The organism is Streptacidiphilus albus JL83, assembly GCF_000744705.1.
In the GTDB taxonomy this organism is placed as follows: Bacteria; Actinomycetota; Actinomycetes; order Streptomycetales; family Streptomycetaceae; genus Streptacidiphilus; species Streptacidiphilus albus.
Genome location: NZ_JQML01000001.1, coordinates 8,293,768 through 8,314,886 on the forward strand (window position 1 = coordinate 8,293,768; position 21,119 = coordinate 8,314,886).

Annotated in this window: 18 protein-coding genes; 16 read left to right on the plus strand and 2 right to left on the minus strand. The window is 73.3% G+C overall.

All coding sequences use genetic code 11. The features are described 5' to 3' along the window. The first annotated feature begins 52 nt into the window (after nt 1-52). Nucleotides 53-1,399, plus strand: coding sequence for a replication-associated recombination protein A (locus BS75_RS36150; protein ID WP_034091231.1), 1,347 nt, complete (start codon nt 53-55; stop codon nt 1,397-1,399). A gap of 371 nt (nt 1,400-1,770) precedes the next feature. Next, a complete protein-coding gene (gene rpsD, locus BS75_RS36155; protein ID WP_034091232.1) occupies nt 1,771-2,385 on the plus strand; it encodes a 30S ribosomal protein S4 in 615 nt (204 codons plus the stop codon). 36 nt (nt 2,386-2,421) lie between these two features. Here rpsD and BS75_RS43655 read toward each other — a convergent pair whose 3' ends face one another. Beyond that, nucleotides 2,422-4,590, minus strand: a complete 2,169-nt coding sequence (locus BS75_RS43655) for an ATP-binding protein (protein ID WP_052070141.1) — start codon at nt 4,588-4,590, stop codon at nt 2,422-2,424. A 352-nt stretch (nt 4,591-4,942) separates the two neighbouring features. Between BS75_RS43655 and BS75_RS36165 the strand changes: the two genes are divergently transcribed. The 14 genes from BS75_RS36165 to BS75_RS36230 all read left to right on the plus strand — a co-directional run bounded on the left by BS75_RS36165 (nt 4,943) and on the right by BS75_RS36230 (nt 19,506). Then, complete coding sequence (locus BS75_RS36165; RefSeq protein WP_034091233.1) at nt 4,943-5,434, plus strand: DUF948 domain-containing protein; 492 nt, start codon at nt 4,943-4,945, stop codon at nt 5,432-5,434. Between the two features lie 405 nt (nt 5,435-5,839). Beyond that, entirely contained in the window at nt 5,840-8,521 is a 2,682-nt protein-coding gene (gene alaS, locus BS75_RS36170) for an alanine--tRNA ligase (RefSeq protein ID WP_034094481.1), read from the plus strand. Next, nucleotides 8,518-9,009, plus strand: coding sequence for a Holliday junction resolvase RuvX (gene ruvX / locus BS75_RS36175; protein WP_034091234.1), 492 nt, complete (start codon nt 8,518-8,520; stop codon nt 9,007-9,009). Before alaS ends, ruvX begins: the two co-directional genes overlap by 4 nt. A gap of 233 nt (nt 9,010-9,242) precedes the next feature. Then, complete coding sequence (gene mltG, locus BS75_RS36180) at nt 9,243-11,000, plus strand: endolytic transglycosylase MltG (RefSeq protein ID WP_042437400.1); 1,758 nt, start codon at nt 9,243-9,245, stop codon at nt 10,998-11,000. Next, nucleotides 11,000-11,824 (plus strand): shikimate dehydrogenase, encoded by an 825-nt coding sequence (locus BS75_RS36185; RefSeq protein WP_034094483.1) that lies wholly within the window; start codon nt 11,000-11,002, stop codon nt 11,822-11,824. Before mltG ends, BS75_RS36185 begins: the two co-directional genes overlap by 1 nt. A 118-nt stretch (nt 11,825-11,942) precedes the next feature. After that, a complete protein-coding gene (aroC, locus tag BS75_RS36190; protein WP_152645728.1) occupies nt 11,943-13,127 on the plus strand; it encodes a chorismate synthase in 1,185 nt (394 codons plus the stop codon). Beyond that, nucleotides 13,124-13,648, plus strand: coding sequence for a shikimate kinase (locus BS75_RS36195; protein ID WP_034091235.1), 525 nt, complete (start codon nt 13,124-13,126; stop codon nt 13,646-13,648). The genes aroC and BS75_RS36195 overlap by 4 nt, the downstream gene beginning before the upstream one ends. Continuing rightward, nucleotides 13,645-14,742 (plus strand): 3-dehydroquinate synthase, encoded by a 1,098-nt coding sequence (aroB, locus tag BS75_RS36200; protein ID WP_034091236.1) that lies wholly within the window; start codon nt 13,645-13,647, stop codon nt 14,740-14,742. The genes BS75_RS36195 and aroB overlap by 4 nt, the downstream gene beginning before the upstream one ends. Further along, nucleotides 14,739-15,191, plus strand: a complete 453-nt coding sequence (gene aroQ / locus BS75_RS36205) for a type II 3-dehydroquinate dehydratase (protein WP_231607999.1) — start codon at nt 14,739-14,741, stop codon at nt 15,189-15,191. The genes aroB and aroQ overlap by 4 nt, the downstream gene beginning before the upstream one ends. A gap of 107 nt (nt 15,192-15,298) precedes the next feature. Continuing rightward, on the plus strand, nt 15,299-16,042 hold the full coding sequence (locus BS75_RS36210) for an AAA family ATPase (protein WP_231608000.1): 744 nt from the start codon (nt 15,299-15,301) through the stop codon (nt 16,040-16,042). Between the two features lie 79 nt (nt 16,043-16,121). Next, nucleotides 16,122-17,180, plus strand: a complete 1,059-nt coding sequence (locus BS75_RS36215; protein ID WP_034091237.1) for a M24 family metallopeptidase — start codon at nt 16,122-16,124, stop codon at nt 17,178-17,180. 72 nt (nt 17,181-17,252) lie between these two features. Next, entirely contained in the window at nt 17,253-17,819 is a 567-nt protein-coding gene (gene efp / locus BS75_RS36220; protein ID WP_034091238.1) for an elongation factor P, read from the plus strand. Between the two features lie 2 nt (nt 17,820-17,821). Then, entirely contained in the window at nt 17,822-18,271 is a 450-nt protein-coding gene (nusB, locus tag BS75_RS36225) for a transcription antitermination factor NusB (protein WP_034091239.1), read from the plus strand. A gap of 194 nt (nt 18,272-18,465) precedes the next feature. Next, nucleotides 18,466-19,506, plus strand: coding sequence for a hypothetical protein (locus BS75_RS36230; protein WP_034091240.1), 1,041 nt, complete (start codon nt 18,466-18,468; stop codon nt 19,504-19,506). A gap of 85 nt (nt 19,507-19,591) precedes the next feature. Here the strand turns inward: BS75_RS36230 and BS75_RS36235 are convergent, their stop codons facing one another. Then, nucleotides 19,592-21,043, minus strand: a complete 1,452-nt coding sequence (locus BS75_RS36235) for an MFS transporter (RefSeq protein WP_034091241.1) — start codon at nt 21,041-21,043, stop codon at nt 19,592-19,594. Nucleotides 21,044-21,119: the final 76 nt, after the last annotated feature.

The following is a 21,119-nucleotide window of genomic DNA, read 5'->3' on the forward strand; positions in this document are numbered from 1 at the left end:
CCTCGCGGCCGCCACCCGTCAGGAGCAGCGGCGGGTGGGTAGGGTCTGGGGGGTGGAACCCGATCTCTTCACCGCCGCCGCCGAGGAACGCCAGGCCAGGGAGCCGGGGCGGTCGCCGCTCGCGGTGCGGATGCGGCCGCGCACGCTGGACGAGGTGGCCGGGCAGCGCCGGCTGCTGGGGGAGGGGTCGCCGCTGCGGCGGCTGGTGGCCGGCGCCGCCGGGCCCGCCGCCACCTCGTCGGTGATCCTCTACGGGCCGCCCGGCACCGGCAAGACCACCCTCGCCTATGTGATCAGCCAGGCCACCGAGAAGCGCTTCGTCGAACTCTCCGCGATCACCGCCGGGGTCAAGGAGGTCCGCGCGGTCATCGAGTCCGCCCGCCGCGAGGTCGGTTCCTCCGGCCGGGAGACCACCCTCTTCCTGGACGAGATCCACCGCTTCTCCAAGGCCCAGCAGGACTCGCTGCTCCCCGCCGTCGAGAACCGCTGGGTCACCCTGATCGCCGCGACCACCGAGAACCCCTTCTTCTCGGTGATCTCGCCGCTGCTCTCCCGCTCGCTGCTGCTCACCCTGGAGTCGCTCACCGAGGATGACATCCGCGAGCTGCTGCGGCGCGCGGTCGCCGACGAGCGCGGCCTCGGCGGGACGCTGGCGCTGGCCGACGACGCCGAGGACCACCTGGTCCGGATCGCCGGCGGGGACGCCCGGAAGGCGCTCACCGCGCTGGAGGCGGCGGCCGGCACCGCGCTGGCGCTGGGCGGCGCGGAGATCCGGCTGGCCGACGTCGAGCAGGCGGTGGACAAGGCCGCCGTCCGCTACGACCGGGACGGTGACCAGCACTACGACGTGGCCAGTGCGCTGATCAAGTCGATCCGCGGCAGCGACGTGGACGCGGCGCTGCACTACCTGGCGCGGATGATCGAGGCGGGGGAGGACCCGCGCTTCATCGCCCGCCGGCTGATGATCTCGGCCAGCGAGGACATCGGGCTGGCCGACCCCAACGCGCTGCCGCTGGCGGTCGCGGCGGCGCAGGCGGTGGCGATGATCGGCTTCCCGGAGGCCTCGCTCACCCTCTCCCACGCGGTGATCGCGCTGGCGCTGGCGCCCAAGTCCAACTCGGCGACGGTGGCCATCGGCGCGGCCCTGGCCGACGTCCGCAAGGGGCTGGCCGGTCCGGTGCCGGCGCATCTGCGGGACGGCCACTACGCCGGGGCGAAGAAACTGGGGCACGCCCAGGGCTACGTCTACCCGCACGACCTGCCCGAGGGGGTCGCCGCCCAGCAGTACGCCCCGGACGCGGTCCACGGCACCCGCTACTACGAGCCGACCCGGCGCGGGGGCGAGGCCCGCTACGCCGATATCGCGGAGTGGGTGCGCGGGCGGCTGGCCGGGCAGTAGCGGCGGCCGCCCCGGCCGTGGTCAGGGGTTCACGGTCAGGGGTTCGTGGTCAAGCGCTCGGCCGGGATCCGATAGACTTCCCGGAGCGAGACGTACCGTGCCCCGGCGCGAGCCAGGGCGTCACCAGCGGAGCGTCATACAGGGAGCCCCCGCCCCGCGGGGTGTTCCAGGAGCGTCGCGCACCCTCGGGTGTCGCGTGCAGCCCACCACCTTCACGGCGGTGGGCCTGTCGTGTGCTGCACATTGTGCCCGGTACCGGAGAACGGCAGACTGCCCCGTCGGCGTGTCCGACACGGCGGTTTCCCCGGACCGCGTAAGGCGACCTCCTTCAACACCGGTGAGCCAGTCACAAGTTAAGGATGGTTTGGTTCATGGCGAACCAGAAGCGCCCCAAGGTCAAGATTGCCCGTGCCCTGGGCATTCCGCTGACCCCGAAGTCCGTCAAGTACTTCGAGGCCCGCCCGTACCCGCCCGGCCAGCACGGCCGCGGTCGCAAGCAGAACTCGGACTACAAGGTCCGTCTGGTCGAGAAGCAGCGTCTGCGCGCGCAGTACGACCTGAGCGAGACCCAGATGGCCCGCGCGTTCGACCGTGCCCGCAAGGTCGAGGGCAAGACCGGTGAGGCGCTGATCAGCGAGCTCGAGACCCGTCTCGACTCCCTGGTGCTGCGTTCGGGCATCGCCCGCACCATCTACCAGGCCCGCCAGATGGTCGTTCACGGCCACATCGAGGTCAACGGTTCGAAGGTCAACCGTCCCTCGTTCCAGCTCAAGCCCGGCTTCGTGGTGACGGTCCGTGACCGTTCCAAGGAGAAGACCCCGTTCCAGGTCGCCCGTGAGGGTGGCAACGCGGGTGAGGGTCAGACCCCGAAGTACCTCGAGGTCAACCTGAAGGCCCTGGCCTTCCGTCTGGACCGCGCGCCCCAGCGTCGCGAGGTTCCGGTCATCTGCGACGAGCAGCTCGTCGTCGAGTACTACTCGCGCTGACCCGCGAGCAGTTCCTCGCACCGCGCCCCGGCCGCCTCACGGCAGCCGGGGCGCGGTGCGTTCCTCGTGGTTCCGCCCGGAGCCGGAGAGGGCGCGTCGGACCGCGGCCTCCAGATCCAGCCCGGCGCCCCGCCGGAACCACTCGTCGGCCTCGTCCCGGGGGAGCCCGGCCAGCACCCTGGCCTCGCACTCGGCATGGTTGGCCAGCAGGTAGTCCGAGTCCAGCAGCGGGAATCCCATCGACTGCCACAGGGTGTCCGCCGCGCCCTGGAGCAGCCGGGCCTCGCGCAGGTCGCCGGGCCCGCCGTCCGGACCGGCCTCGGTGGTCAGCAGCGCCAGCATCTCCAGGCCCAGCACGATCCCGGTGAGGTCCCGGAACAGGTGGTTGACCCGGATCGCCTCGACCACCGTCGCCCGGGCCGAGTCGACGTCGCCGCCGGTGTCGTGCCACTGCATGTAGGCCAGGGTGAACAGCCCGTAGGTGTAGGCCCACTGCTCGCCGTGCCGCTCGCAGACACCGCGGAATCGTTCCAGCAGTGCCTCGCCCTGCGGCCGCTCGCCGCTGGAGAGCAGCGCCACGGCCAGTTCGTACATGGCCATCAGCACATTGCTGTTGAGCTCGCCGAGCTTCTCGTAGCGCTGCAGCGCCTCGCCGAACAGCTCGACCGCGCGCGGCAGGTCGTCCTGGAACAGGGCGGCGCAGCCCTGCCGGTGGACGGCGTAGGCGTAGGCCAGTTCGTCACCGGTGGCCACGGCCTGGGCCCGGCAATCGGCCAGGGCCTCCTCGGCGTGGTCCAGGTCGCCCTGGAGGGTGGAGACGTAGCCGACCACCCAGAGCGCCTTGGCCCGCGGGTCGGTCGGCTCCGGCGCCCGGGCCAGCGCCAGGTCGAGCCAGTGCCGGCCCTCGCCGAGGTGCCCGCAGCCGACCCAGTAGTACCAGAGCGTCCCGGCCAGGACCAGCGCGTACTGCTCCTCGCCCGGGGTGGTGGTGCAGTACTCCAGCGCCGCGCGGAGGTTGGCGTAGCAGCGCTGGGTGCGCCCGCCGGTCTCCAGCTGCCGGGGGCTGAACCACTCCAGCTCGCCCCAGCAGGCCACGCCGAGGAACCAGTCGCGGTGCCGCCGCTGCAGCGCCGCGGCCTCCCCGGAGACCCGGAGCCAGCCGAGGCCGTACTCCCGCAGGGTGTCCAGCATCCGGTAGCCGATGCTGTGCGGGTCGTCGGACTCGCCCCCGGACCGGAGCAGCACGGACTTGGTGACCAGTCCGTCCAGCAGGCCGTGGATCTCGTCGGCCGCCAGCCCGGTGCCGGCGCAGACGTACTCGGCGGCGTCCAGGTCGAAGGGGCCGGCGAAGACCGAGATCCGGGCCCAGAGCAGCCGCTCCTTCGGCGGGCAGAGCTCGTGGCTCCAGCCGACGGCGGTGCGCAGCGTCCGGTGCCGGGGCAGGCCGCCGCCGGTGTCGCGACCGGGGGTGTCACGAGCGTCGGCCTCGCGGCCGTCGGCGAGCAGCCGGAAGCGGTCGTCCAGGCGCTCGGACAGCTGCTCCACGGTGAGGGTGCGCAGCTGCACCGCGGCGAGCTCCAGGGCCAGCGGGATGCCGTCGAGCCGACGGCAGAGGGCGGTCACGGCCTCCTGGTTGGCGGGGGTGAGCCGGAACCCGGGCCGGACCTCGGCGGCGCGCTCGGCGAACAGCGCGACCCCGGCGGTCCGGGGGCCGTCGGCGGGCAACGGGGCCAACGGCAGCAGCAGTTCGCCGGGGAGACCGAGCGGCTGACGGCTGGTCACCAGCAGCCGCAGCCCGGGCGCGGACGCCAGCAGCTCGGCGCAGAGCAGGGCGCAGCTGTCGGCGAGCTGTTCGCAGCCGTCCAGCACCAGCAGCTGTCGGCGCCGGCCCAGCCGCTCGGTGAGCACGGCGGTCGGGCCCTGGAAGTTGCTGTCGGTCAGCCGCAGCGCGGCGACCAGGGTGTGGCCGAGCAGCGCGGCATCGGTGACCAGCGAGCAGTCCACCAGCCGGGCGCCGTCGGCGAAGCCGGGCGCGGCCTCGGCGGCGGCGCGCAGGGCCAGCCGGCTCTTGCCGACACCCCCGGGACCGACCACGGTGACCAGCCGGCCCCGGGTCAACAGCCGCGCCGCGGTCCCCAGTTCCTCGGACCGGCCGACCAGGCTGGTGGCCTCCGACGGGAGGTCGCTGTGCGAACGATGGTTCATTGAGTCCCCCTGTCGATACGAAGAGGAGGCTCCCCCGTACGGAGAAACGAGGGGAGCCGCAATCGGTCACGGGTGCGTTTCCGCGGAAATTCACGCCCGGGTTCCGAAGAGGTCCGGCTCGCGTCGGGCCCGGGTCCGGCTCGCGGCCGGGCCCGGGGGGATGCGGTCGGGAAAGCGGGCCCGGTCGCGATAGGGTCTGGTAGTGCGTCGCTGCCCCGCAGGACCGGGAACACCCGGCCCGGCCGGTGTCAGGCTGCGCAACCCCAGGCGATTCCGGTCCCGTCACCGGTGTGCCGTCCGTGGACCGCTGTGAAGAAGATCGCTGCGAAGAAGTGAGCGAGGGAGCGCCAAGGTGTCCGGTGGAGAGGTCGCGGGCCTCGTCGTCGCCGTCTTCTGGGCCGTGCTGGTGACGCTGCTCTCGGTGGTGCTGGTCCGGCTGGCCGGCGCACTGCGCCAGGCCACCGCGCTGGTCGCCGCCGTCACCGAGCGGACCGTCCCGCTGCTGGACGAGGCCGCCGAGACCCTGCGCGCAGCCAACGACCAACTGGTGCGGGTGGACGCCATCACCGCCGACGTCCAGGACGCGGCGGCCAACGCCCAGGCGCTGTCCTCGACCATGGCGGCGACCCTCGGCGGCCCGCTGGTGAAGCTCTCCGCATTCAGCTACGGCGTGCGCAGCGCGGTCGCCCGGCAGCGCTCGTCCGGGGTGCCCGAGCGCTACGCTCCGCAGCAGACCGAGCGCGAGCTCATCGAACGCATGGTCAGAACCCAGGTCAAGGCCGAGGTCAGGGCCGCCACCGCGCCCCGCGGGGTGCTGGCCCGGCTGTTCGCGAAGAAGGGCTGAACGAGGGTGCGCCGAATCTTCTGGATGGCCGTGGGCGCGGGTGCGACCGTGTGGACCCTGAACAAGGCCAACCAGCTCGCCCGCAGCATCACCCCGGGCAGCCTGGCCGACGCCGCGGCGCGCGGCGCGGTCGACGCCGGCTCGGCCGTACGCTCCTTCGCGGGCGAGGTCCGCGCCGGGATGCTCCAGCGCGAACTGGAGCTCAACCGCGAACTGGGCCTGGACGGCAGCGTCCTGGCCGCGCCCGGCAGCACCGGCCGACCCGTGCTGCGCGGCACCGCCGCGCCGCGCCGGGGGCGGTCCCGCCGGCCCCGCGAAAAGGGTTCGAGATTTCCGCCGCCACCACGTCTACTACTGACATCACCACCACCGACATCGACCCGAACGACCGGAATGAGGACATCAATGGAGTCGGCTGAGATCCGCCGCCGCTGGCTGCGATTCTTCGAGGAGCGCGGCCACACCGTCGTCCCCTCGGCGTCGCTGATCGCAGACGACCCGACGCTGCTGCTGGTCCCGGCCGGCATGGTGCCCTTCAAGCCCTACTTCCTGGGCGAGGTCAAGCCGCCGTTCAGCCGCGCCACCAGCGTGCAGAAGTGCGTCCGGACGCCGGACATCGAGGAGGTCGGGAAGACCACCCGGCACGGCACCTTCTTCCAGATGTGCGGCAACTTCTCCTTCGGCGACTACTTCAAGGAGGGGGCGATCCAGTACGCGTGGGAGCTGCTCACCTCCCCGCTGGACAAGGGCGGCTACGGGCTCGACCCGGAGCGCCTCTGGATCACCGTCTACCTGGACGACGACGAGGCCGAGACCATCTGGCGGGAGAAGGTCGGCGTCCCGGCCGAGCGGATCCAGCGCCTCGGCAAGAAGGAGAACTACTGGTCGATGGGCGTCCCCGGACCCTGCGGCCCCTGCTCGGAGATCAACTACGACCGGGGCCCGGAGTTCGGCGTCGAGGGCGGTCCGGCCGTCAACGACGAGCGCTACGTGGAGATCTGGAACCTGGTCTTCATGCAGTACGAGCGCGGCGCCGGCGACGGCAAGGAGGACTTCCCGATCCTGGGCGACCTCCCGGCCCGGAACATCGACACCGGCCTCGGCCTGGAACGCCTCGCGATGATCCTGCAGGGCGTGCAGAACATGTACGAGACCGACACCCTGCGCGTGGTCATCGACAAGGCCACCGAGCTCAGCGGCGTGGCCTACGGCGCGGCCAAGGACTCCGACGTCGCGCTGCGCGTCGTCGCCGACCACATGCGCACCTCGGTGATGCTGATCGGCGACGGGGTCACCCCCGGCAACGAGGGCCGCGGCTACGTGCTGCGCCGGATCATGCGCCGCGCCATCCGCAACATGCGGCTGCTGGGCGCTCCCGGCCTGGTCGTCGGCGAGCTGGTCGACACGGTCATCTCCACCATGGGGCAGCAGTACCCGGAGCTGGAGACCGACCGGAAGCGGATCACCGCCGTCGCCCTCGGCGAGGAGGGCAGCTTCAACGAGACCCTCAAGGCCGGCACCGGCATCCTGGACACCGCCATCGGCGAGACCAGGGCGGCCGGCTCCACCGTGCTGGCCGGGGACAAGGCCTTCCAGCTGCACGACACCTACGGCTTCCCGATCGACCTCACCCTGGAGATGGCCGCCGAGCAGGGCCTCTCGGTGGACGAGGACGGCTTCCGGCGGCTGATGAAGGAGCAGCGGGACCTGGCCAAGGCCGACGCCAGGGCCAAGAAGATGGGCCACGCCGACGTCTCCGCCTACCGCGAGGTCGCCGACCGCTCCGGCATCACCGACTTCATCGGCTACACCGGCGTGATGGGCGAGGCCACCGTGGTCGGCCTGCTGGTGGACGGCGTGCCGGCCCCGGCCGCGCGCGAGGGCGACGACGTCGAGGTCATCCTGGACCGCACCCCCTTCTACGCCGAGGGCGGCGGCCAGCTGGCCGACCACGGCCGGATCCGCTTCGACTCGGGCACGGTCGTCGAGGTCCACGACGTCCAGCAGCCGGTCAAGGGGCTGACCGTGCACAAGGGCACGGTGCTGGTCGGCGAGGTCGTCCTCGGCGGCTCCGCCTACGCCCAGGTCGACGCCGAGCGCCGGCGCGCGGTCTCCCGCGCCCACTCGGCCACCCACCTGACCCACCAGGCGCTGCGCGACGCGCTCGGCCCGACGGCGGCCCAGGCCGGCTCGGAGAACGCCCCCGGCCGCTTCCGCTTCGACTTCGGCTCCCCGGCGGCCATCCCCGGCAGCGTGCTGACCGACGTCGAGCAGAAGATCAACGAGGTGCTGGCCCGCGAGCTCGACGTCACCGCCGAGATCCTGACCATGGACGAGGCCCGCAAGCAGGGCGCCATCGCCATGTTCGGCGAGAAGTACGGCGACGCGGTGCGGGTGGTCACCATCGGCGACTACTCCAAGGAGCTGTGCGGCGGCACCCACGTCGCCAACACCGCCCAGCTGGGTCTGGTCAAGCTGCTCGGCGAGTCCTCGATCGGCGCCGGCGTGCGCCGGGTCGAGGCGCTGGTCGGCGTGGACGCCTACCAGTTCCTGGCCCGCGAGCACACGGTCGTCGCCCAGCTCACCGAGCTGGTGAAGGGCCGTCCCGAGGAACTTCCGGAGAAGATCTCGGGCATGCTGGGCAAGCTCAAGGAGGCCGAGAAGGAGATCGAGCGCTTCCGCGCCGAGAAGGTCCTCCAGGCCGCCGCCGGGCTGGCCGCCGGGGCCGAGGAGGTCGCGGGCACGGCGCTGGTCGCCGCCCGGGTGCCGGACGGCACCTCCGCCGACGACCTGCGCAAGCTGGTGCTGGACGTCCGGCAGCGACTCGCCTCGATCAACGGCGCCGGCGACCGTCCGGTCGTGGTCGCGGCCTTCACCGTCGCGGGCGGCCGTCCGCTCGCGGTGATCGCCACCAACGAGGCCGCCCGCGAGCGCGGCATCAAGGCCGGGGCGCTGGTCCGCACCGCGGCGAAGACCCTCGGTGGGGGCGGCGGCGGCAAGGACGACGTGGCCCAGGGCGGCGGCACCGACCCGCAGGCCGTGGACGCGGCCATCGCCGCGGTGCGCGCCCAGGTCGGCCAGGCGTGACCGACAGCGGCGCAGCCGGGTTCCGGCGGGGACGGCGGATCGGCGTGGACGTGGGCGACGCCCGGATCGGGGTCGCGTCCAGCGACCCCGACGGGATGCTGGCCACCCCCGTCGAGACCGTCCCGGCCGGGCCGGGATCCCAGGCGCGGCTGCTGGCCCTGGTCGAGGAGTACGAGGCCGTGGAGGTGGTGGTCGGGCTCCCGCGTTCGCTGAACGGCGGCGAGGGCCCGGCCGCCGCCAAGGTCCGCGGCTACGCCGCCGAACTGGCGGCGCTGCTGGCCCCGGCCTCGGTGCCGGTGCGGCTGGTCGACGAGCGGATGTCCACGGTGACGGCGGCCCAGGGCATGCGCGCCTCCGGAATGAAGGCCAAGAAGGGCCGGGCGTTCATCGACCAGGCGGCGGCGGTGGTCATCCTGCAGAGCGCGCTGGAGGGCGAGAAGACCAGCGGCCGGCCGCCCGGTCAGCTGGTGGAGGTGGCGGGCGGCTGAGGCCGCCGACCCCTTGACCCGTACGGGTGAACTCGCCGCGACCGGCGGTGTGCACCGATGGCCGGAGGCGTCGGGAGCGGATTATTTCGAGCAGTCGAAGTGCCGCTCGATCAGCGCCTTAGGGTAACGTTCCGCATCACGACGCGCCGATGGCACGTCGGTTCGAACAAAACCGCGGGGATGTCCCGTACGGCCGGAACGGGTGCCGGTCTCCACGTCGTCCAAGGGGAAGCATGACCGACCAGGGCCGGGGCTACGGCTCCGAACCGTGGACCCAGGGGGATCCGTACCAGGGTGGTCCCTACGGGACGCCGGTGCCGACCGTGCAGCCGCAGCCGCAGCAGCCGGTGCACCCGCAGTCCGGGCAGCAGCAGTGGGGGCAGCCCCAGCCGGCCGGCTGGGGCGCCCCCGGCCAGCCGCAGGGCCCCTACCAGGGCGGACCGGTCCCCGGCGACCCCTACGGCACCGGCCAGTACCCGGTGCAGCCGCAGCCGCCGATGCATCCCCAGCAGCCGGTGCAACCGATGCAACCGATGCAACCGGTGCAGCCGCAGCAGCAGTACCCGATGCAGCAGCCCGTGCAGCCGCAGCCGGTCCGGCCGCACCCGGTGCAGCCGGAACCGGCCGCTCCGCTGCTGGGACCCGACGGCATAGACTGGGAGGCCGAGGCCGCCGCGCTGGAAGCCGGGGCCGAGGTCACCGCCGACGGCATCGCCGCGGACGACCCGCGCTACGACGAGCCCGGCTACGACGATCCGGTGGACGGCGAGCCGCAGGAGACGTACCCGGAGCAGGACGACGACCCCCGGCACGACAGCTACGACGAGGACGAGGACGGCTACACCCCCTTCCTCCGCGAGCCGGACACCAGCCGCAGCGGCGAGCGCCGCCGCAAGCAGACCGGTCGCTCCGAGCGCAAGCGCAGCGGGGTGGCCTGCCTCGGCGTCTCGCTGCTGATGGTCGCCGTCGTCGGGACCGGCGGCTACTACGGCTACAACCTCTACCAGAAGCACTTCGGCCCGCCGCCGGACTATGTCGGCAGCGGCACCGGCAAGGTCACCGTCACCATCCCGGACGGCGCCTCCGGCACCGACATGGGCAACGCCCTCTACGGCGCCGGCGTGGTGGAGAGCGTGAAGGCGTTCATCTCCGCCTTCAACAAGAACCCCAACTCCGGGTCGATCCAGTCGGGCATGTACACCATGCCGATGCACATGTCGTCGGCGTCCGCGGTGACCTACCTGCTGAGCCAGAACGGCGGCGACACCCTGATCATCCCCGAGGGGCTGCGGGCGTCGGTGATATACCAGATGATCGACAAGAAGCTCGGCGTCGCGGCCGGCACCACGGCCGCCACCGCCAAGGCCGACGTGGCCCAACTGGGGCTGCCCGCCTACGCCAAGGGCAATGTCGAGGGCTTCCTCTGGCCCACCCGCTACCCGGTCGCCACCGGGATGAAGCCGCTGGACCTGCTGAAGGCGATGGTCGCCAACGCCACCCAGGAGTTCCAGACCCTCGGCATGGACCAGGGCGCCTCGGCGGTGTCGCTCACCTCCGGCTACCAGGTGCTGGTCGAGGCGAGCATCCTGCAGGCCGAGGCCAACAACCCGCAGGACTTCGGCAAGGTCGCCCGGGTGCTCTACAACCGGCTGAACAACCAGAGCCTGACCAACGGCAAGCTCGGGCTCGACTCCACGCTGGCGTACTACCTGAACGCCACCCACTTCACCAACGCCCAGATGCAGGCCCCCGACGGCGGCTACAACACCTATGTGAACGTGGGCCTGCCGCCGGGGCCGATCGGCAACCCGGGCACGGAGGCGATCAACGCGGTGCTCCACCCGACGCCCGGGTCCTGGGTGTACTTCATCGCGATGACGCCCACCAACACCCAGTTCGCGGACACCTTCGCCGACTTCAAGGTGCTGGTGAAGCAGTACTGCACCGCGCACGGCCAGGGCTTCAACGACGCTGCCGGGCAGTGCGACTGATGCGCGCCGCCGTGCTCGGGTCCCCGATCGCCCACTCGCTCTCCCCGGTGCTGCACCGGGCCGCGTACCGGGCGCTCGGGCTGGCCGGCCACCGCTACGACCGCTTCGAGGTGGACGAGGCGGGCCTGCCCGGCTTCCTCGCTGACCTCGACGTGGCCGGCGGTCACTGGTCGGGACTGTCGCTGACGATGCCGCTCAAGCGAGCGGTGATCCCGCTGCTGGACGAGGTCAGTCCGCGGGCCCTGGCGGTGGACGCCGTGAACACCGTGCTGTTCCACCGCGACGGCCGCCGGACCGGCGACAACACCGACGTCCCCGGCCTGGTCGCGGCGCTGGCCGAGCGCGGGGTGACCGAGGTGGAGTCGGCGGCGGTGCTGGGCGCCGGGGCCACCGCCTCCTCGGCGCTGGCCGCGCTGGCCGAGGTCTGCACCGGAGCGGTGACCGCCTACGTTCGCGGTCCCGAGCGGGCCGCGCAGATGGCCGCCCTCGGCGAGCGGCTCGGGATCGAGGTGACCGCCGTGCCCTGGGAGCGCGCGGCGGAGGCCTTCGCCACCCCGTTGGTGATCTCCACTACCCCGGTCGGTGCGACCGACGCGCTGGCCGGCCTGGTCCCCGACGCGCCCGGGGCACTGTTCGACGTGCTGTACCACCCCTGGCCAACCGAGCTGGCCGCCGCCTGGTCGGCGCGCGGCGGGGTGGTGCTGGGCGGGCTCGACCTGCTGGTGCACCAGGCGGTGCTGCAGTGCGAGATGTTCACCGGCATCGGCCCGGCTCCGCTGGCCGCGATGCGGGCGGCCGGCGAGGCCGCGCTCGCGGTCGGCTGAGCGCCCGCGGCGCCGTCCGCGGACGGCGCTCGACGGGTCCGCACGCTGGACGGATTCCCGGCTGCGCGGCCGGTCGTGGGAGGATCGAGCCCCTAGGACAGAACTATGAGGAGCTCCGTTGGGTACCTTGCGCTGGCTGACGGCGGGTGAGTCGCACGGCCCCGCACTCGTGGCGACACTGGAGGGCCTGCCGGCCGGTGTTCCGATCACCTCGCAGGTGGTCGCGGACGCGCTGGCGCGGCGGCGGCTCGGCTACGGGCGCGGCGCCCGGATGAAGTTCGAGCAGGACCAGGTCACCTTCCTCGGCGGGGTGCGGCACGGCCTGACGCTGGGCAGCCCGGTCGCGGTCATGGTCGGCAACACCGAGTGGCCCAAGTGGGAGCAGGTCATGTCGGCCGACCCGGTCGACCCGGAGATCCTGGCGGGCCTGGCCCGCAACGAGGCGCTGACCCGTCCGCGCCCCGGCCACGCCGACCTGGCCGGCATGCAGAAGTACTCGCTGGACGAGGCCCGGCCGATCCTGGAGCGCGCCAGCGCCCGGGAGACCGCGGCCCGGGTGGCGCTGGGCGCGGTCGCCCGCGCCTACCTCAAGGAGACCTGCGGGATCGAGTTGGTCTCGCACGTGGTCGAGATCGGCGCGGCCAAGGCCCCGGCCGGGCAGCTGCCGGTCCCGGCCGACGAGGCCCGGCTGGACGAGGTGCCGGTCCGCTGCCTGGACGAGGCCGCGGCCAAGGAGATGATCGCCGAGATCGACCAGGCCCACAAGGACGGCGACACCCTCGGCGGCGTGGTCGAGGTGCTGGCCTACGGCGTGCCGGTCGGCCTGGGCTCGCACGTCCACTGGGACCGCCGGCTGGACGCCCGGCTCGCCGCCGCGCTGATGGGCATCCAGGCGATCAAGGGCGTCGAGGTCGGCGACGGCTTCGAGCTGGCCCGGATCCCCGGTTCGCAGGCCCACGACGAGATCGTCCCCGGCCCGGACGGCGTCCGCCGGGCGACCGGCCGCTCCGGCGGCACCGAGGGCGGGCTGTCCACCGGCGAGCTGCTCCGGGTCCGCGCCGCGATGAAGCCGATCGCGACCATCCCGCGCGCCATGGCCACCATCGACACCCGTACCGGCGAGGTCGCCAAGGCCCACCACCAGCGTTCGGACGTGTGCGCGGTGCCGGCCGCCGGGATCGTCGCCGAGGCGATGGTCGCACTGGTGCTCGCCGACGCGGTCAACGAGAAGTTCGGCGGCGACAACGTCAGCGAGACCCGCCGCAATGTCCAGGGCTACCTCGACCACCTCGTGGTGCGATGAGCGGCGCCGAGGGCCCGCTGGTGGTGCTGGTCGGGCCGCCCGGCTGCGGCAAGACCACGGTCGGCACGGTGCTGGCCGCCCGGCTGGGCGCGGAGCTGCGCGACACCGACGCCGACGTGGTCGCCACGGCCGGCAAGCCGGTCGCGGACGTCTTCGTCGACGAGGGCGAGGCGCACTTCCGCGAGCTGGAGGCGGCGGCGGTGCGCACCGCGCTGGCCGAGCACCGGGGCGTGCTCGCGCTCGGCGGCGGCGCGGTCATGCGCCCGGAGACCCGGGCGCTGCTGGCCGGGCACGCGGTGGTCTTCCTGGAGGTCGGCCAGCACGACGCGGTCAAGCGGGTCGGTCTGGACGCCCCGCGTCCGCTGCTGATCGGCAACCCCCGCGCCCGCTGGCGCGAACTGATGGAGCAGCGCCGCCCGCTGTACAACGAGGTGGCCCGAGTGGTGGTCGCCACCGACGGGCTGACGCCGGAACAGGTCGCGGACGCGGTCCTGACCGGCCTTGATCTGGAGAAGGAATGACGGACAGTCGGAACATCGAGCGGATCGCGGTCGGCGGCAGCGCCGGCACCGCGCCGTACCAGGTGCTGGTCGGCCGCAACCTGCTGGGCGAGCTGCCGGAGCTGCTCGGGATCGCCGCCCGCAAGGTCGCTGTGATCCACCCCGAGGCGCTGGCCGCGACCGGCGAGGCGATCCGGGACGACCTGGCGGCGCAGGGCTACGAGGCGATCGCGCTGCAGGTGCCCAACGCCGAGGAGGCGAAGAGCGCCGAGGTGGCCGCCTACTGCTGGTCGGTGCTGGGGCAGACCGGTTTCACCCGTACCGACGCCATCGTCGGCGTCGGCGGCGGGGCCACCACCGACCTGGCCGGCTTCGTGGCCGCGACCTGGCTGCGCGGGGTGCGCTGGATCGCCATGCCGACCACGCTGCTGGGCATGGTCGACGCGGCCGTGGGCGGCAAGACCGGGCTGAACATCGCCGAGGGCAAGAACCTGGTCGGCGCGTTCCACCCGCCGGCCGGGGTGCTGGCGGACCTGGCGACGCTGGACTCGCTGCCCCGCAACGACTACATCAGCGGGCTGGCCGAGGTCATCAAGACCGGCTTCATCGCCGACCCGGTGATCCTGGACCTGATCGAGGCCGACCCGCAGGCCGCGACCTCCCCGGAGGGCCGCGACACCGCCGAGCTGATCGTCCGCTCGATCAAGGTCAAGGCCGAGGTGGTCTCCGGCGACCTCAAGGAGTCCGGCCGCCGGGAGATCCTGAACTACGGCCACACCCTGGCGCACGCGATCGAGCGCAACGAGCGCTACAAGTGGCGGCACGGCGCGGCGGTCAGCGTGGGCATGGTCTACGCCGCCGAACTCGGGCGGCTGGCCGGGCGGTTGGACGACGCCACGGCGGACCGGCACCGCGCGGTGCTGGCCTCGGTCGGCCTGCCGCTGACCTACCAGGCGGACGCCTGGCCGAAGTTGCTGGACACCATGCGGCTGGACAAGAAGTCCCGGGCCGACATGCTGCGCTTCATCGTGCTGGACGGCCTGGCCAAGCCGACCGTGCTGGAGGCCCCGGACCCCTCGCTGCTGGTCGCCGCCTACGCCGAGGTGGCGAAGTGACGGACGGTCAGGAGCTGCTCCGGCAGCGGGTGCTGGTGATCAACGGCCCCAACCTGGGGCGGCTCGGCAGCCGTGAGCCGGACGTCTACGGCTCCACCTCCTACGCCGGTCTGGTGCAGCGCTGCACCGAGCTCGGCGCGGAGCTGGGACTGGCGGTCGAGGTCCGGGAGACCAACGACGAGGGCGAGCTGATCCGCTGGCTGCACGAGGCCGCCGACGGGCGGCTGCCGGTGGTGATCAACCCCGGCGCGTTCACCCACTACTCGTACGCGATGCGGGACGCGGCCTCGCAGCGGACCGCGCCGCTGATCGAGGTGCACATCTCCAACCCGCACGCCCGCGAGCAGTTCCGGCACAACTCGGTCATCTCGGCCGTCGCCTCCGGGACCATCGCCGGCTTCGGCATCGGCTCCTACGAGCTGGCGCTGCGGGCGCTGAGCGAGGGCTGAGGGCGGGCCGACCGGGGCCGACGCGACGCGGGGCAGCTTCGGGGGCTGCCACCGCGCGGTATTGTCGGTTTGTCAGCCGGATCGTCACCCGGCAGGAGGAGTGTGCGGTGAGCGGCGGACAGTACCCGTCGAGCCTGCCGGACCCGGCCCCCGGCCCGCCCCGGGCCACGCTGCAGCTGCGTGCCGTCCCGGAGGGCGCCGCCCGGCCGCACCCGGCCGGAGCGAACCCGGCCGGAGCGAACCACCCGGTGCCGCCGCTGCCGACCGGACAGTTCCTGCTGCCCCCGCCCGGCGCACTGCCGTCCGGCCCGGTCGCGGTGCTGCTGATCGGCCCGGCCGGGGCCGGCAAGACCTCGGTCGCCCGTTACTGGGCCGACCACCGGTCCGCGCCCACGGCGCACATCAGCCTGGACGACGTCCGCGAGTGGGTCCGCGCGGGCTTCGCCGACCCGCAGGCCGGCTGGAACGACCAGTGCGAGGCGCAGTACCGGCTGGCCCGGCGGACCTGCGGTTTCGCGGCCCGGAACCACCTCGCCAACGGCATCTCCTGCATCATCGACGACGCCGTCTTCCCGGACCGCCCGGCGATCGGCCTCGGCGGCTGGAAGCGCCACGTCGGCCCCGGGCTGCTGCCGGTGGTGCTGCTGCCCGGCCTCGACGTGGTGCTGGCGCGCAATGCCGAGCGCAGCGGCGGCCGCCGGCTCACCGACGAGATGGTGGCCCACATCCACGGCCGGATGGCCGGCTGGTACGGCTCCGGGCTGCCGATCATCGACAACTCCCGGCTCGACGTCCCGGCCACCGCCGCGGCGCTGGACGGCGTGCTGGCGCGGCTCCGCGGCCGGACCTAGCCCCAGAGGTACGGACCTGGCCCAGCCGTCCGGACCTCTCCGGCGGCGGCCGCCTGCGGCGGAACCTAGGCTCGGACGCATGGCCGACGTGCACAGGGATCGACGGGACCGGCTGCGGGCGCGCTGCAGTGCCCAGGGGATCGACGCGGCCCTGGTGACCAGGCCGGTGAACGTCCGCTGGCTGACCGGCTCGGAGGCCGCGCGGGCGCTGCTGGTCACCCGGGACGCCGCCAGCGCGGTGCTGCCCGAGGGGGCGGTGCCGGAGGAGGGGGTCGAGCCGCTGCCCGCCGCCGCCGGCGTCGATCCGGCGGCACTGCTCGCGGCCACCGCCGGGACGGCCACCCTCGGGGTCGAGGAGCACGACCTCACCGTGGCCCGGCACCGGGAGGTCACCGCCGCCACCGGGGCCCGGCTGGTCGACCTGGGCAGCGCCGTCGAACGGCTGCGCGAGGTCAAGGACGAGGACGAGATCTCCTACCTGCGGATCGCCGGGGAGATGGGCGACCAGGCCCTGGGCGAGCTGCTGGAGTCGATCCTGGTCGGCCGCAGCGAACGGCACATCGCGCTGGAGCTGGAGCGCCGCATGATCGACCACGGGGCCGACGGCGCGGCCTTCCCGGTCCGGGTCGGCGCCGGCGACCACTCCGGGCTGCCGGCCCACAGGTCCGGCGACCGGCGGGTCGAGGACGGCGACTTCGTCACGGTCGCCCTGGGCGGCTGCTACCGGGGCTACCGCACGTCCGCGACCAGGACCTTCGTGGTCGGACTCGCCCCGGCGGAGTGGCAGATCGAGCTGCACCGGCAGGTGTTCGAGGCCCAGCGGGCGGCCCGTGAGCACCTGGTCGCGGGCGCCACGCCGGACGACGCGGCCCGCGCCGCGCGGCGGGTACTGGACGCTGCCGGACAGCTGGGCGAGGTGGACGGCGAGGGCGTCGGACTGGAGATCGCGGAGGCTCCGCACCTGGGACTCCAGGAGTTGGGTAAGCTGGACAACCGTGTGCCGGTCACCGTTGCCGTGGGAGTCCATCTCCCGGGTCGCGGCGGGGTCCGGATCGAGGACACGCTCGTGGTCCGCCCGTCCGAGGATGGCGGTCCCGAGCTGCTCACCATCACGACCAAGGAGCTCCTCGCCCTGTGATCCCGGTCCGCCGGGCTCCGTGGACACCGCATCTTGGTTCCTTGACAGCGATATGCAGGAGTTAGTGCGACCGTGGCTTCTACCAACGACCTCAAGAACGGCATGGTGCTCAAGCTCGACAACGGCCAGCTGTGGACCGTCGTCGAGTTCCAGCACGTCAAGCCCGGCAAGGGCCCGGCCTTCGTGCGCACCAAGCTGAAGCACGTGCTCTCCGGCAAGGTCGTCGACAAGACCTTCAACGCCGGCGTCAAGGTCGAGACTGCCAGCGTCGACAAGCGCAGCATGCAGTTCTCGTACAAGGACGGCGCGGACTTCGTCTTCATGGACCTGGACACCTACGACCAGATCCAGATCCCCCCGGCGGTCCTCGGCGACGCGGCCAACTTCCTGCTGGAGGGCTTCGAGGCCACCGTCGCGATGTACGAGGGCGCGCCGCTCTACGTCGAGCTGCCCGCCTCGGTCGAGCTGGTCATCGAGTACACCGAGCCCGGCGTCCAGGGCGACCGCTCCACCGGCGGCTCCAAGCCCGCCCGCCTGGAGACCGGTCACGAGATCGGCGTCCCGCTGTTCATCACCACCGGCGAGAAGATCAAGGTCGACACCCGTACGGGCGACTACCTCGGCCGGGTGAACTCCTAACCGTGTCCACCGCACGCAACAAGGCCCGCACGCGCGCCTTCCAGATCCTCTTCGAGGCGGACCACCGGGGTGTGACCCCGGTCTCCGTGCTCGCCGACTGGGTGCGCCGCTCCCGGACCCCGGACGAGGGCACGCCGCAGGTCAGCGAGTACACGATGGAACTGGTCGAGGGTTACAGCCAGTACGCCGCCCGGATCGACGACCTGCTCGCCACCTACGCGGTGGGCTGGACGCTGGACCGGATGCCCATCGTGGACCGCAATGTGCTGCGCCTGGGCGCGTACGAGCTGATCTGGGAGGACGGCGTCCCGGACGCGGTCGTCCTGGACGAGGCCGTGGAGATCGCCAAGGAGTTCTCCACCGACGAGTCGCCGGCGTTCGTCAACGGACTGCTGGCCCGTCTGAAGGATCTCAAGCCCACCCTGCGCGCGACCCGCGACGAGCGCGCCTGAGGCGTCCGCCGCAGCGCGCACGGAGCTCCGGAGCCCGGTCTGCCCCCTCGGGGGCGGCCGGGCTCCCTGCCGTCGGCGGTCGATCACCTATGGTGACAATCCTGTGACACAAGGTGAGCATGGGTCGGGCGGGGCCGGGGAGGAGGTCAGTGACGGCCCCCGGGCCGGACGCCCCACCGCACCGAGGAGATCCCATGGCCAGGCACGCACGCAACCGCTCGACGGCCCGCCCCGGCAGCAACCCCTGCCGCGACCGGAAGGCCGCCCGCCGCGGCCGCTGCGCCCCGGCGCAGCGCGTCCCGGTGCCGACCCTGATCGGAGTGGTCACCTGCGCCGCGGACTTCGAGGCGCTGCGCTCCGACGGCGGCACCGAGTACCAGGCCTACGCCGACTACCTGCGCGACCTGGAGCTGCTGCTCGGCGCGCTGCGCGGCAAGGGCGGCCAGGTGCGCGGGCGCTGCTTCCATCCGGCCGACCTGGCCGACTACTGCGAGCGCCACGGCCTTCCGGCCGCCGACCCGGACAGCCACGCCGCCTACATCGCCGACCCGGACGGCGAGGCCGAATGGGTGGACCACGAGGGCGAGCCGCTGCCGGACTTCCTGGAGCAGCTGACCCGGGCCCGCGAGCGCGGCCTGGCCCGGCGGGCGCTGGACCGGCTGCTGGCCGAGACCGCCGAGGCCGCCGCGACCGGCGCCTTCCCCGAGGAGCCGCTGCGCGAGGCGTACCAGCAGGGGGCGGCGGAGCTGCGGCAGATGCTGGCCGGCGCCCGGCCCGGCCGCTACCTGCTGGTCGGCGAGCTGCACCCGGGGGAGCAGCGGATCGAGGTCTGCACGGAGCTGCGGCTCGACCCGGGCCAGGTGCTGCGGATCGACGACGCCGACCTGGAGCTGCTGTGCACGCTGCTGTGCACCGGCCTCGCCCTCGACCTGCCCGGCAGCGTGCTGCTGGCCGGCCGCAGCGGCGCGGCGGGCGGCGCCACCGGCCGACCGGTGGCCTGGGGCTGGCAGTCCGAGGGCGGCGGCTACCGCCGGGGCAACGCCGCCGACGTGCTCCAGGGCCTCTCCGCCCCGGTCGCGGTACGGGTCGCGCTGGCCGGCGCGGGGACGTCGGCGGCCGGAGTCGTCACCGGTGACGGCGTACTGGCGGAGAGGCTGCCGGCGGACGGCCGCGGGGGCGGGACGCCGGCGCTCCGGCGTCCCGCCCCCGGCGGGTCTGCTGCCGCGCGCCGCTGACGGCGGCGCGCGGACTGCTCGGGTGGATCCGTGGCACTCGGATCCAGGGCGCTCGGATCCGTGGCGCACGGACACCGGCGCACGGTCAGCCGGCCTTCGCCGTCTGCCGGGGGAGCAGCTGGACCAGGGCGGCCAGCAGCAGCTCACAGCCGATCAGGACGACCAGGCTGAGCCGGAAGGCGTGGCCGAATCCGGTCGCGCCGCCGTCGCCGAGGGCGCCGTAGAAGACGTTGCCGATCAGCGCGACGCCGATGGCGCTGCCGACCTGCTGTCCGGTGGCCAGCAGCCCGGAGGCCGATCCGGCCAGCTCGGGGCTGACCCGGCCGAGGATGGTGCCGGTCAGCGGGGCGATCACCATGCCCATGCCGATGCCGTCCACCAGCAGACCGGGGAGCAGCCAGCCGATGCCGCTGCCGGAGCTGTCGGCGGCGGCCCGGAGCAGGCCCAGGCCGACCACCATGACCAGGGCGCCGACGGCGATCACCTGTCGGCCCAGCCGGGCGGAGAGCAGGTGGGCGTACATCGAGGTGGCCAGGTAGCCGCCGCCGATGACCATGAAGATCAGCCCGGAGGCCAGGGCGTCCAGTCCGCGTCCCTGCTGCAGGTAGAGCGCCAGGACCAGGAAGAAGGACGCCTGTCCGGCCCAGAAGGCGAGCTGGGCGACCATGCCGGCGCTGAACGGCCGCTCCCGGAAGAGGGTGGGCTCGACCACCGGGTGTCCCCCGGCCCGGCCGTGCCGGTACTGGTGCACGCCCAGGACCGCGAGCAGCACCGGGGTGGCGGCCAGGCAGAGCAGCGTCCACAGCGGCCAGCCCTCGGAGCGGCCCTCGATCAGCGGCAGCACCAGCGTCACCAGGGCGGCGGTGACCAGTGCCACGCCGATGTTGTCGAGCCGGGGGCGCTGCGGCGCGGTGGACTCCGGGACCGAGCGCCCGACCAGCAGCAGGGTGACCAGGCCGACCGGGACGTTGATCAGGAAGCAGGTGCGCCAGTCCAGGCCGAAGAGGTCGAGCCGGATCAGTACGCCGCCGATCAGCTGTCCGAAGACGGCGCCGATCCCCATCGTCAGCCCGTACATGGCGAAGGCCTTGGCCTGGGCCTTGCCCTGGAAGGCGGTGCGCAGGATCACCAGCACCTGGGGCGCCATCAGCGCGCAGGCCAGCCCCTGGACGGCCCGGGCGGCGATCAGCAGGCCGACGGTGGGGGCGAGCCCGCAGGCCGCCGAGGAGGCGGTGAACAGGGCCAGGCCGAGCGCGAAGATCCGTCGGCGACCGGCGATGTCGCCGATCCGTCCGGCGCTGACCAGCCCGGCCGCGAGGGCGAGGCTGAAGGCCGCCATGATCCACTGGATGCCCGCCGGTCCGGCCCCCAACTGCTGTTGCATGGACGGGATGGCGACGTTGACGATGAAGAAGTCGAGCGAGGTCATGAAGGTCGAGATCAGCACGACCGGCAGCAGGCCCCTGGGCGGGGCGGCCGGCGCGGTCGGCTCCGCCGCCGGGGCGGCGGACCGGGTGGGAGGGGCGGTGGTTGCCATTGTGGGCTCCAGGTTCGGCGGTCGGGCGGCGAGGAGTGGGGGAGGGGACCCGCCCGGGGCTGTGGGAGCAGCCCCG

What these genes read in the sequence shown, in the direction of transcription:
- BS75_RS36195 (WP_034091235.1), top strand. Translation starts at nt 13,124, where the DNA reads ATGAGCGGCGCCGAGGGCCCGCTGGTGGTGCTGGTCGGGCCGCCCGGC.
- BS75_RS36185 (WP_034094483.1), top strand. Translation starts at nt 11,000, where the DNA reads ATGCGCGCCGCCGTGCTCGGGTCCCCGATCGCCCACTCGCTCTCCCCG.
- mltG (WP_042437400.1), top strand. Translation starts at nt 9,243, where the DNA reads ATGACCGACCAGGGCCGGGGCTACGGCTCCGAACCGTGGACCCAGGGG.
- BS75_RS36230 (WP_034091240.1), top strand. Translation starts at nt 18,466, where the DNA reads ATGGCCAGGCACGCACGCAACCGCTCGACGGCCCGCCCCGGCAGCAAC.
- rpsD (WP_034091232.1), top strand. Translation starts at nt 1,771, where the DNA reads ATGGCGAACCAGAAGCGCCCCAAGGTCAAGATTGCCCGTGCCCTGGGC.
- BS75_RS36235 (WP_034091241.1), bottom strand. Translation starts at nt 21,043, where the DNA reads ATGGCAACCACCGCCCCTCCCACCCGGTCCGCCGCCCCGGCGGCGGAG.
- BS75_RS36215 (WP_034091237.1), top strand. Translation starts at nt 16,122, where the DNA reads ATGGCCGACGTGCACAGGGATCGACGGGACCGGCTGCGGGCGCGCTGC.
- alaS (WP_034094481.1), top strand. Translation starts at nt 5,840, where the DNA reads ATGGAGTCGGCTGAGATCCGCCGCCGCTGGCTGCGATTCTTCGAGGAG.
- aroB (WP_034091236.1), top strand. Translation starts at nt 13,645, where the DNA reads ATGACGGACAGTCGGAACATCGAGCGGATCGCGGTCGGCGGCAGCGCC.
- BS75_RS43655 (WP_052070141.1), bottom strand. Translation starts at nt 4,590, where the DNA reads ATGAACCATCGTTCGCACAGCGACCTCCCGTCGGAGGCCACCAGCCTG.